Source organism: Bremerella cremea (assembly GCF_039541315.1).
Lineage (GTDB): Bacteria > Planctomycetota > Planctomycetia > Pirellulales > Pirellulaceae > Bremerella > Bremerella cremea.
Window position 1 is genome coordinate 997,953 of the sequence record NZ_BAABFZ010000005.1, and the last position, 11,906, is coordinate 1,009,858.

The 11,906-nt window shown below is 56.4% G+C and carries 12 protein-coding genes; 10 read left to right on the top strand and 2 right to left on the bottom strand.

Annotation, left to right across the window (positions count from 1 at the left end; all coding sequences use genetic code 11):
- Positions 1-340: 340 nt before the first annotated feature.
- From pheA to ABD890_RS20880, 7 genes are all read left to right on the top strand, one after another.
- On the top strand, positions 341-1,429 hold the full coding sequence (gene pheA, locus ABD890_RS20850; protein WP_345094198.1) for a prephenate dehydratase: 1,089 nt from the start codon (positions 341-343) through the stop codon (positions 1,427-1,429).
- Positions 1,430-1,621: 192 nt separating this feature from the next.
- Positions 1,622-2,380, top strand: a complete 759-nt coding sequence (gene tpiA, locus ABD890_RS20855; protein ID WP_345094200.1) for a triose-phosphate isomerase — start codon at positions 1,622-1,624, stop codon at positions 2,378-2,380.
- 85 nt (positions 2,381-2,465) lie between these two features.
- Positions 2,466-2,978: a preprotein translocase subunit SecG gene (gene secG / locus ABD890_RS20860; RefSeq protein WP_345094202.1), complete on the top strand. Its 513-nt coding sequence runs from the start codon at positions 2,466-2,468 to the stop codon at positions 2,976-2,978.
- Between the two features lie 120 nt (positions 2,979-3,098).
- A complete protein-coding gene (locus ABD890_RS20865) occupies positions 3,099-3,983 on the top strand; it encodes a YicC/YloC family endoribonuclease (RefSeq protein ID WP_345094204.1) in 885 nt (294 codons plus the stop codon).
- Positions 3,980-4,645, top strand: a complete 666-nt coding sequence (gmk, locus tag ABD890_RS20870) for a guanylate kinase (RefSeq protein ID WP_373356275.1) — start codon at positions 3,980-3,982, stop codon at positions 4,643-4,645. The genes ABD890_RS20865 and gmk overlap by 4 nt, the downstream gene beginning before the upstream one ends.
- The gene (locus tag ABD890_RS20875) at positions 4,630-4,896 is read left to right on the top strand and encodes a DNA-directed RNA polymerase subunit omega (RefSeq protein ID WP_345094206.1); all 267 of its coding nucleotides are present in this window, start codon (positions 4,630-4,632) and stop codon (positions 4,894-4,896) included. The genes gmk and ABD890_RS20875 overlap by 16 nt, the downstream gene beginning before the upstream one ends.
- On the top strand, positions 4,893-5,435 hold the full coding sequence (locus ABD890_RS20880) for a flavoprotein (protein ID WP_345094208.1): 543 nt from the start codon (positions 4,893-4,895) through the stop codon (positions 5,433-5,435). Before ABD890_RS20875 ends, ABD890_RS20880 begins: the two co-directional genes overlap by 4 nt.
- Before the next feature lie 117 nt (positions 5,436-5,552).
- Here ABD890_RS20880 and ABD890_RS20885 read toward each other — a convergent pair whose 3' ends face one another.
- A complete protein-coding gene (locus ABD890_RS20885) occupies positions 5,553-5,735 on the bottom strand; it encodes a DUF6800 family protein (RefSeq protein WP_345094210.1) in 183 nt (60 codons plus the stop codon).
- A 300-nt stretch (positions 5,736-6,035) separates the two neighbouring features.
- On the opposite strand from ABD890_RS20885, the gene ABD890_RS20890 reads away from it, so the two are divergent.
- Both ABD890_RS20890 and ABD890_RS20895 read left to right on the top strand, forming a co-directional pair.
- Positions 6,036-6,764 (top strand): platelet-activating factor acetylhydrolase IB subunit, encoded by a 729-nt coding sequence (locus ABD890_RS20890; RefSeq protein WP_345094212.1) that lies wholly within the window; start codon positions 6,036-6,038, stop codon positions 6,762-6,764.
- Between the two features lie 154 nt (positions 6,765-6,918).
- Positions 6,919-8,931, top strand: coding sequence for an alpha/beta hydrolase family protein (locus ABD890_RS20895; RefSeq protein WP_345094214.1), 2,013 nt, complete (start codon positions 6,919-6,921; stop codon positions 8,929-8,931).
- Between the two features lie 35 nt (positions 8,932-8,966).
- Here the strand turns inward: ABD890_RS20895 and ABD890_RS20900 are convergent, their stop codons facing one another.
- Positions 8,967-10,526 carry a GNAT family N-acetyltransferase gene (locus ABD890_RS20900; RefSeq protein ID WP_345094215.1) on the bottom strand — a complete coding sequence of 520 codons (1,560 nt, stop codon included), beginning with the start codon at positions 10,524-10,526 and terminating at the stop codon, positions 8,967-8,969.
- A gap of 143 nt (positions 10,527-10,669) precedes the next feature.
- Here ABD890_RS20900 and ABD890_RS20905 point away from each other — a divergent pair, with 143 nt between their 5' ends.
- Positions 10,670-11,737, top strand: a complete 1,068-nt coding sequence (locus ABD890_RS20905) for a M42 family metallopeptidase (RefSeq protein WP_345094217.1) — start codon at positions 10,670-10,672, stop codon at positions 11,735-11,737.
- Positions 11,738-11,906: the final 169 nt, after the last annotated feature.

The window sequence follows — 11,906 nt, forward strand, 5'->3', positions numbered from 1 at the left end:
GCTCGTGCAGTTGCTGCTCATGAAATGCAAGAGCTATGCCAAAACCCAATCCCAAGTGACCATTGGCATCGTAAACCCAGTACTAAGAACGCCTTAAAACAACGGCGTTTTTTTCATCGTTAAATCACGGGCTCGTATCTCTGGATTTCTCTGCCAAAATGGCAGCGATATCACCCAAACTATGGTGGGTCCTAGGTTTAAGGCTGCTGGGAATGAAGTATGATTCTGAAAATACCGATCGCATCCGCTGAGGATGCCGGTTGCAGCCCGGCTGGCCGCCTTCTGGCGACAGGCCTGACTGCCGATGCTGTCCGTGATCCTTCATGCTAGACATCCCACCATGGCCAAAGCTCCCCGCAAGACTTCCGCGACCGACCTGAAGAAGACGTTGGCCAAGATCGACCAGCAAATCCTCGACTTGCTTTCGAAACGGGTCGATGCGTGTCAGAAGATGGTCCAGGCCGACCCGGGCAAGACGATCGAACAGCAGCTTAGCTCGGAAGAAACCGAGCTGCAAAAGCTGCTTTCCAGCAACAAAACAACGCTGAAGAACGACTCGATCTCGCCCGTCTTGCAGGAAGTGTTAAGCCTCTGCCGAGGTGCCTCGCGACGCCTCCGCGTGGCTTATCTCGGTCCTCAGTACAGCTATTCACACCAGGCTGCCGTCGAGAAGTTCGGCACCAACGCCGACTATTCCCCAGTCGCCACCATCGCGGCCGTCTTCGAAGAAATCCAACGAAACCAGGCCGATTTCGGGCTCGTTCCGGTCGAGAACTCCAACGATGGACGCGTGACCGACACGCTCGAGATGTTCGCCAAGTTGCCGACCAAGATTTGCGGCGAAGTAAAACTCCATATCCATCATCAGCTTTTGGCGAAGTGCAACCGCGAGTCGATCAAAGAGGTCTTTAGCAAGCCTCAAGCTTTATCGCAGTGTCGCAATTGGCTGGCTAAGCATCTGCCGGCAGCTCGGCCGATTGAAATGGCCAGCACAGCCGCCGCCGCCCAGTTGGCAGCCCAGAAAGAAGGGGCCGCTGCGATCGCAAGTCGTGCTGCAGGCATCAATTATAACCTGGAGACGATCGCCTCGAACATCGAAGACAACCCGAACAATATCACCCGGTTCGCGGTCATCTCGCACGACATGGGCCCCAAGACGGGGAATGACAAGACAGCACTGCTCTTCCAAACCGAGCACAAGCCTGGGGCCTTGGCCGACGCGATGAACATCTTCAAGAAGAACCGGCTGAACTTGACCTGGATCGAGTCGTTTCCGGTTGCAAACTCCCCAGAAGAGTACCTTTTCTTCGTCGAGATGGAGGGGCACAGTTCGGAACTGAAGATCCGCCGGGCGATCTCGGCCCTGGAAAAGAAATCACTCCGCCTGGAAATTCTTGGCTCGTACCAGAAGACCGAACCGGTCAATTAAGGCCTGCGTTATCGGGGCCAGACCACGAAAAACCCGGCAAAAATTATGCCCCATTCTGGTGACAGGTGACCTCGACGACGATGCCAGCACTCTGCTATATTTACGGGTTTCATTCCAAAACCATGGCACGACTTAGGTTAAGCTGAGTCCCAATTTTTCAACGACCACTGGCGGTCCGAAGGAGAACGACGGGTGAGACGTCCTTTCATCGCAGGTAACTGGAAAATGAACACCACCAAAGCAGAAGGTGTGGCTTTGGTGAAAGGCGTTGCTGAAGGCAACACGGCAGGCGACTCGGTTGAAGTTGCCGTTTGTGCCCCGAGTGTTTACCTGGATGCGGTCGTCACCGCTGCCGCCGGCAAGGTTGGTGTGGGTGCTCAGAATTGCTACCACGAAGCTTCCGGCGCTTTCACCGGTGAGATCTCGGCTGCCATGGCGAAAGACGTCGGCTGCCAGTATGTGATCCTCGGTCACAGCGAACGTCGCCATATCTTCGGCGAATCGAACGCCGACGTCTGCAAGAAGGTTCATGCCGTTCTGGCCGCCGGCCTCGTGCCGATCGTTTGCGTTGGCGAACTGCTGGAAGAACGCGAATCGGGTAAGACCTCGGACGTTGTTGCCGAACAGATGTACGGTAGCCTCGCAGGCGTTACCGACGAACAAATGAAGTCGGTCGTGATTGCTTACGAACCTGTCTGGGCGATTGGCACCGGCAAGGTTGCAACTCCCGAACAAGCCGAAGAAGTTCACGCCGGCATCCGCACCCTGATGACCGCCAAGTACGGCGAAGCGATCTCCGAAGGTGTTCGCATCCAGTACGGCGGTAGCGTGAAGCCCGACAACGCCGCCGAGTTGCTTTCGCAGCCGAATATCGACGGTGCCTTGGTTGGCGGCGCTTCGCTGAAGGCAGACAGCTTCCTTGGCATTATTGCCGGGGCAAACGCTTCCTAATTCGATTCACTCCCCTGGTTGGTCTCGCTTGCTGGCGATGCCTTTTCAAGAATCCTAACACGGACGTTTTCAGAAGTATCCAGTCATGACCAGTCCCATCCTATTCGGGTTTCTTCAATACATCCTTGGCCCGCTGATTTTCATGACCTCGGTCTTCCTCATCATGGTCGTGCTCGTGCAGCGTGGTCGCGGTGGCGGTCTGACCGGTGCCCTGGGTGGTGCTGGCGGTCAAAGCGCTTTTGGTGCCAAGGCTGGTGACGTCTTCACGAAGATTACCATCGTCGTGGCCGTCTTCTGGATTCTGCTCTGCATTCTGGCCACCATGAGCCTGCAAGACTCGGGTGCGAGCAAACTGGGCTCTGGCGGCGGCGCTGCTCCGGCCGGTGGTGCTTCGGCAACGCCAGTCATGGAAGGTCCAGCCCTGACCGTCCCATCGGATGAAGAAGGTGCCCAGCCAGCGGACGAAGCCGCACCGGCTGACAAGCCTGCCGAGAACCTCGAACCACCAGCCGGGGAATCGACCGAAGCCCCCGCCGCGGAAGCTGCCGCACCAGCAACCGAAGAAGCTCCGATGACCGAAGAGAAGCCTGCTTCTTAGTGTTCTCGAGCCCGATCGAAGACGTTTTCTGCAAACTTCCCCGAGAAACTCTTGGGGAAGTTTTTATCGTTTCATTCGCCCCCTTCCCATCGCATCGCACTCAACTGGAGATCCCCCAACATGCTGCTTAGCATGACCGGCTATGGCGATGCCCACCTGCACACTGAAGGGGTTTCGGTATCGATCGAGATCCGGTCGGTCAATAACCGCTACTTCAAATTGGCGGTCCGCGGGAACGAGCTCTTCAGTGGGCTCGAATCGCAGATCGAAGCGGTAACCCGGAAGCATATCAATCGCGGTACCATCACGATCAACCTGCGTATCAAGCAGGACGTGACGGCCGATAAGTACCGCATCGATATCGAAGTGCTGGAAAGCTACATCCAACAAATCCACAAGCTTGGGTCGAAGGTAGGCATTACTGAAACGCCCCACATCGACTCGATCTTGCAACTACCTGGCGTGGTTCAAGAAAACAGCGACAGTGACGACGAACAGTTCAACGCCTGGCCGGTGATCGAACAAGCCCTCAAGACGGCCCTCGAAAAGTTTGATTCGATGCGTCGCCACGAAGGGGAAGCTACGACGAAAGATCTGCGAGAGAACCTCGCCTTGATCGCGTCGCACCTCGAACAAATCGAAGCCAAATCGCCTGACGTCATCGCCGGCTATCGTGATCGCATGACCGACCGCGTGAACAAAGTCCTGGAAGAATTTGACGTTTCGGTTGATCCAGCAACACTCCTTCGCGAAGTTGCGATCTTCACCGATCGCGTCAACATCTCGGAAGAAGTCGTGCGACTGAAAAGCCACCTCGGACAATTCGAGAACTTCCTGACCCAGAAAGAGTCGACTGGCCGCAAGCTCGACTTCCTGACTCAGGAACTGTTCCGCGAAACGAACACGATCGGCTCGAAAGCGAACGATGCCGAGATCGCCAAAGCGGTCGTGGAAATGAAGACCGCGATCGAAAAGATCCGCGAGCAAGTCCAGAACATCGAATGAGCGAGCTTCGACTGACTGGCAGTCCTCGCCGAAACGCGAATCCCAGTAACCTGCGACGCATGACGAATACCAACCCTGGCATTTTGGTCATCCTTTCCGGCCCCTCGGGCGTCGGCAAGTCGACGGTTGTGCGTAAGCTGCTGGCACTGGGAGATCCGGCCATTGAATTGAGCATCTCGGCGACGACCCGTTCGCCCCGAGATGGAGAGCAAAACGGCATCGACTATCACTTCCTTCCCAAGGAAGAGTTCGAGAAGCGGATCGACGAAGACCAGTTCCTGGAGTTCGTCGAGGTCTTCCGAACGGGCCATCTGTATGGCACCTTGCGAAGTGAAGTCGAAGCCCGACTCGCCGAGGGGATTTCGGTCCTGCTGGAGATTGACGTCGAAGGGGCCGCTAAGGTTCAAGACAAGTACCCCGATGCCGTGACGATTTTCCTTAGCCCTGAATCGAGCGAAGAATTAGAACGCCGACTTCGAGACCGAGGCACAGAAACAGAAGAAGCCATTCAACGTCGACTGGCAACGGCCCAACACGAGATGGAAACCTCGGCCTGGTATCGCTACCGGGTGGTTAACATGGCCGACGCCGCCGACGATGCCGTTACACAACTTGCGGACATTATCCGTCAGGAAAAGGAGGAGCGATGCTCGAAGAACTGAAAGAAGAATTCATCATCAAGAAGGTCGGTGGCCGATTCAAGCTTTCGACGCTGATCCAAAAGCGTCTGGTCGCATTGAATGCCGGTAGCCGTCCATTGGTCGACATGAAGTCGGACAACAAGATGGAAATCGTCCTGGAAGAAATCAAGCAGGATAAGATCTTCCTGGACACCTCGAACGAATTGCGCACCACCGCCGATAGCGACGTGATGATCAAGTCGTTCGACGCCATCATGAGCGACGAACTGTGAGCCCGGCGAAGGTCATCATTGGTGTCACCGGTGGAATCGCCGCGTACAAGACACCTGCCCTGGTCAGCCAGCTGGTCAAGTCAGATGTCGATGTCACCGTGGTGATGACCCGAGCCTCCCAGCAATTCGCAGGCGTGGCCACCTTGGCCGCGCTTTCCGGAAAGCGGGTTCATACCGAACTCTTTGACGATGCCATGCCCCTGGGCGCGCATATCGAACTTGCGCGTCGAGCGGCCCTTCTATGCATCGTGCCAGCCTCGGCGGACTTCATGGCCAAAGCTGCCCATGGGATGGCCGACGACCTGCTGAGCACGCTCTACCTGGCGTTCACAGGGCACGTGATGATGTGCCCTGCGATGAACAAAGAAATGTGGGCCCATCCTGCCGTCCAGCGAAACGTGGCGACACTGACCACGGACGGCGTTCAAATGATCGGCCCTGACTCTGGCTGGCAAAGCTGCCGCGTGGAAGGCACTGGCCGCATGACCGAGCCTGACGAGATCTTCACGGCCATTCAAAGCCACCTCAGCAGCCGGTAGGAGATAACGAGCCGACTGCTCGCCCTGCCCCGCTACTGCTTGCGCAGCAAAAAGGCGGCACCTATCGGATACCGCCTCTTCGTAGATCATTGGGAACCGCGATCGCGGGCTGAAGCCTTACAGGCCCCAGCGTTCGATCAGTTCTTCAGCGGCCGGAGTCAGCTTGCGGAGCTTATCGGCGATCTTGCGACGTTCGTCGTTCGTTGGGTTCTTCGCCAAGGTTGCCTTGAACTTGGCATAAACCTTCTTGCGATGACGACGACGTTTCAGCTCCTTGTGACGTTCGTTGATGACCGGCACGCGACAGTTCCTTTAAAGGGATTTCGGAATGTGATTGGGTAATCGACGTACAAGACGTCGGATTTCTTGATCTGGAAACCCCACAATGTAAGGAATGGGGCAAATTTAGTCAATCGGCCGTACGGTTTTCGACCGAGGAAGTCCAATTTATGAGCCTCCGTCCTCCCTTAAAGGGCAATTACGGCCCAGGGAATTGACGCACGCCCCTCATTCGCGGAGACTAGATGGCACGGCAAACCGTACACATTGCCAAACCTACCCCACCCGAATCATCACTGTCACACCTCCAGGAGATATGCGATGCGTTGTATTGCGTGCTTGATGCTTGCCTTCGCCTTTGCCATGCCGGTTTGGGCCGAAGACGCCGCCACCAAGGAACCGATTGAAGCCTTGAAGCCTGTGCCGCGGGATCAATGGTGGAAGACTCGTCACGAAGAAAAGCTGAAGACGATCGAAAACGCCGACAAGATCGACGTCGTCTTCATTGGCGATTCGATTACCCACGGCTGGGAAAATGCCGGCAAAGAAGTCTGGAACGAAAACTTCGCCTCGATGCACCCGCTGAATATCGGCTACAGCGGCGACCGTACCGAACATGTCTTGTGGCGATTTGAACATGGCGAACTGGATGGCTACAAGCCAAAGGTCGCCGTGATCATGATCGGCACCAACAACACCGGCCATCGCAAAGAGAAGTCGGAAGACACCGCCGCTGGCGTCAACGCCATCGTCGAGAAGCTGCACGAAAAGCACCCAGAAACGAAGATCCTGCTGCTGGCGATCTTCCCGCGTGGTGCGACCACCGACGATCCTCTACGCAAGCTGAACGATGGTGCCAATGAAATCATCGAGAAGGACATGAAGGACAAAGACTACGTCACCTTCCTGAACATCAACGATGTGTTCCTGACCGACGACGGTGTGCTGCCGAAGGAAGTCATGCCTGACCTGCTCCACCCACGTCAGGCCGGCTACAAGCTGTGGGCCGACGCCATCACTCCGAAAGTGAAAGAGCTTCTGGGCGAATAGTCGCCATGAATCACTCGTGACATCAAAAAAGGCCAGGCAGAGCAATCTGTCCTGGTCTTTTTTCGTTCCAAGCCACAATTTCTCTTTGACGACTCACGAGCAACCCTTCATTATGTAGCTCCCACCTACAAGTTTCCCTCCGGAGTTGCCGCCGATGCGTTTTGCTTTTGCGACCCTGCTGGCCGTTACTTTCCTCTCACCTACCCTCGCCGAAGAGCCAATCTCTGGCGACTCGATGGTCCACCAATACTTCGCCGACCAGACGGCGAAGCTGCAGGATCAACCGCTCGACGAGATCGATTCAATCGAACAATGGGAAGCCAAGCGGGAAACGCTTCACAAGCAATATCGCGAAATGCTGGGCCTCGAACCTTGGCCCGAGAAAATCGATCTGAAAGCGACCACCACCGGCACGCTCGAACGCGATGGGATCGTCGTCGAGAAGATCCATTTCCAGTCACGTCCTGGCTTGTACGTGACTGCCAACTTGTATCGCCCAGCCAAGGTGGAAGGCAAACTCCCGGCGGTCTTGTACCTTTGTGGCCATGGACGCGTCGTGAAAGATGGCGTCAGCTACGGCAACAAGTCGCACTATCAACATCACGGTGCCTGGTTTGCCCGCAATGGTTTCGTCTGTCTGACGCTCGATTCAATTCAATTGGGCGAGATTCTCGGCAAGCATCGCGGAAGCTACGACGACTCAGGCCAATGGTGGACCAACCGCGGCTACACTCCGGCCGGGGTCGAAGCGTGGAACTGCGTTCGGGCCATCGATCTGTTGCAATCACGTGATGACGTCGATCCCAATAAAATCGGTGTCACAGGACGCAGTGGTGGCGGTGCCTATAGCTGGTACATCGCCGCACTCGACGATCGGATCCAAGCAGCCGTTCCCGTTGCCGGCATTACCGATCTGCAAGACCACGTCGTCAACGGCGTCGTTTCGGGGCACTGCGACTGCATGTTCTGGGTGAACACCTACCAGTTCGACTACGCAATGCTGCCAGCCCTGATCGCACCTCGGCCGCTGATGATCGCCAACACCGATTACGACCCGATCTTTCCGGTCGAAGGGGTTGAACGCACGCACCTGGCCGCTCGCAAGATCTATTCGCTCTACGGCAAGGCCCCGAACCTCGCTCTGACGATCGTTCCAGGTCCGCATGCCGATATTCAGCCGCTGCAGATCCCTGCGTTCTATTGGCTGCAGAAGCATCTGCAGGGCAAAACACCGCCAATCGCCGATGTCGCTGACAAGCGATTCACGGTTGAAGAATTGAAGGTGTTCGACAAGATTCCCGAAGACGAAATTGTCACGTCGATCGAAGAGTCGTTCGTGCCGATCGCCCCCGCACCGAAAGCCCCAGATTCGCCCGCTGAGTGGAAACAAATGGCGGCCGAGTGGAAGCAGCTTTTGCTCGAAAAGTCGTTCGGAGGCTGGCCGCAAAAGGAGCTACCTCTCCAAATCGCCAATGGTAAAGCGAAGCCAGCCGGCAAGTGGCAAGTCGCTCAGCATACGTTGACAACGCAGAAGCATGTCGACCTGCCGCTGCTGCAGTTCACGAAATCGAAGGCGAACGAGGATCAACCTTCGACGGCCAAGTTGGTCGTCGTCGACGATGCGGGTTGGGAACAATGGTCGAAGCTCGCTTCCGGTGATGGCAACGAGCCCCTGCCGATTGCCGATGCCGATCAATACGCCTCGGTGTTTGTTCTCGCCCCACGTGGTATCGGTCCAACGCAGTGGACGCAAGAGAAGAAGGCCGAGATCCACACAAGACGCCGCTACCTACTGCTGGGGCAGTCGCTCGATGCGATGCGGATCTGGGACATTCGCCAGGCAGCAAAGGCTGCCAACAAGCTTTCCGGCAGTAAGCAAGTCGATATCGAAGCCGAGGGAATCTTGGCTGCCGATACGTTGTATGCCGCAATCTTCGAGCCGCAGATCGGCTCGCTAAACCTGATCGATCCGCCGTCCGATCACCGCGAAGGCCCTTTCCTGCTGAACGTACGCCGGTTCATGAACCTGCCGGAGGCCGCCGCCATGGCCGCCAACGATCCGCAGGCACCACGCACGATCAAGACGGACAATGCTGACCTGATGAGCTTCAGCCAGCAAGTCAAATCCGTCCACGGTTCGCCGTCGCAAACCACGGCGAAGCCCTGAAACGCTTGCCGTGGATTGTTGTCCGTGAACGGGGCCTAGACGTAGCCTCGTTCGCCATCTTCCAGGAAGCGAACCTGGTAGAGGTCTTTCCGGCGGTCGTTCCAGTTCTGAACCGAACCTTCCATCCGGTGCCGTCGCAGCATTTCGAGGTCGACGTCGTGAATCACGATCGTTTCGACATTCGGATTGCATTCCGCCGCGATACCATCCCGAGCGAACTCAGCGTCGCAAGGGGTAAAGACGCCTGATTGGGCGTAGTGGATGTCGGCGTTTTCCACGAATGGCAAGTTGCCGGTACAGCCAGAGATCGCGACGTAGACCTGGTTCTCGACGCAGCGGGCCTGGGCACAGGTCTTCACTCGCAAGTAACCATGCCGCGTGTCGGTGTTGTAAGGCACGAAGATCATCTCGGCTCCCTTGCTCGTCGCAATGCGTGTCAGTTCAGGGAACTCGATGTCGTAGCAAATCTGAATCGCGACCCGACCGCAGTCGGTGTCGAACACTTCGACCTTGTCGCCTGGTTCGATACCCCACCACTTCCGTTCGCTCGGAGTGATATGAATCTTGTACTGTTTCCCAATCGAACCGTCGCGGCCGAACAAGTACGAGATGTTATAGAGCGTGTCGTTCTCGAGCACGAAATGGCTTCCGCCGATGACGTTCACGTTGAACTTGATGGCCCGTTCCGAGAAGTACTCGAGATAGTCGGTCGTGAACTCTGCCAGACGCCGGGCAGCGAGCCCTGGCCGAGTTGGTTCAACGCACGACAACAACTGCGTCGTGAACAACTCAGGAAAGAGAATAAAGTCTGATTTGTAATCAGAAGCGACGTCGAGGAAGAAGTCGCATTGCTGCGCGAACTCCTCGAAGCTGCGGATGGCGCGCATTTCGTACTGAACGACCGTGATGCGGATTGGTTCCACCAGGTGATGGAATCGACGCTTGGCCCCTGCCTTGTAGTCAAGGTTGAGCCACTCGAGGAACGTGGCATATCCGCACGACGCCTCGTCGCTCGGCAGATAGTTAGGGATCAGTCCCTGCAAGGCGAAGCCGTTGGCAGTTTGAGCGGTGAGGACCGGGTCGAAGTACGCTTTCGCCACCACGCGTTCGACGTATTCGCGCGCCGAGACCTCGTTAGCCACTTTGTGATACCCAGGGATCCGGCCGCCGATGATCATACGGGCCAGGTTCATCTCGCGGCACAATTCCTTGCGGGCGTCGTACATACGACGGGAAAGCTTCAAGCCACGGTATTCGGGATGAACCATCATCTCGATCCCGTACAGCGTGTCCCCCTTCGGATTGTGGTTGCGGATGTAGCCATTGTCGGAGATGGCTTTCCAGTTGTGCCATGCCATGTTCGGTTCGTAGTGAACGATCATGCAGCCCGAGGAAGCTGCCAATTGTCCGTCGATTTCAATAACAATCTGGCCCTTGGGGAACGTCTTGATCTGGCTTTCGATGTGCTCGCGAGTCCAGACCTCCATGCCTGGAAAGCAGGCCCGCTGCATCTCGATCAGCGCATCGTAATCCTCGATGCGAAGCTCGCGCAGGACAGTTTTCCACTCGTAATCCTTGTGATCAATCGGTTCCATCAAACCCACCTATGCCATAGACTGCCTAAATGTGTGCTGTTGCGCAGACGCGTCTCCGGCCCACAGCGATATTTCAATGATATACGAGGCCCACGCGTTCTTCGTATCCCCACTAACCAAGATTTCCAGGAGCCAATCCGAACATGGAGTCCGAGCCGCTTCAGTTTTTTGAGCGAATGTTGAACACGCCCAGTCCTTCCGGATACGAAGCCCCGGTTCAGGATCTGGTCCGGGAATATGCCGCAGGCTTTGCAGATAATGTCGCTACGGACTTCCATGGCAACGTGATTGCTTCGGTAAATTCCGGGGGCAATGTTCGCGTGATGATGGCTGGTCACTGCGATCAAATCGGCCTGCTGGTGACGCAAATCGACGAAATGGGTTTCGTTCGCTGCCAAACAATTGGTGGTTGGGATCCGGTTCAATTGGTTGGCCAGAAGATGACAATCTGGACCAAGGATGGCGAAGTCCCCGCGATCATCTCGCGAAAACCGATCCACTTGCTCACCGATTCGGAACGTAAAGCACCAATTCAGCTGAAAGACCTGTGGCTCGACATCGGCGCCAAAGATCAAGCCCAAGCGAAGAAGCTGGTTCGCATCGGCGATCCGGTCACGCTGCAGTTGGGCATGCAGAAGATGCAGAACAACCTGGCGTTCGCCCCCAAGATGGACGACACCACCGGCTTGTGGGTCGTGATCGAAGCGGCCCGTCGCTATGGGCTGAAAGCAAAGCAGACCTGTGCCGCTTTCGCCGTTTCGACCGTTCAGGAAGAAATTGGCCTGCGAGGCGCGAAAACGAGCGCCCACGGGATCGATCCTCACATCGGGATCGCGGTCGACGTGACTCACGCTACCGACTGCCCCACCATCGACCGAGGTGAACGGGGCGAAGTTTACCTGGGACGTGGCCCGGTGATTTACCGTGGCCCGAACATGAACCCCAAGGTAGTTGATCGCTTGATCGAAGTGGCCGAGCAGCATGAGATCCCTTACCAGATAGCCGCTTTGGGCAAAGCCGCTCCGAACGATTCAAATGCGATCCAGACCACCCGTGCTGGTGTCGCCGCCGGCCTGGTCGCGATTCCGAACCGCTACATGCACAGCGCGGTCGAAACGATCTCGCTCGATGATATTGATCACGCGGCGAATCTGTTGGCCGAGTTCCTCTTTAGCATCCAGGACGACGACGACTTCCGTCCTGGCATGTAAGCTCGGTCGCCGGGAAGGTCGCCCTGCCAATTTGGCAAACAAGCCTTCCAGTCACGCTGAAAGATCTTTCACTAGAAACGCAAGTCACTACCAGTTAGTGACTTGCGTTTCTCTTTTAGGTTATCGGCACGGCAGTTGCATCTATTAGCAGGCCTCAGAGAGAGTCTGC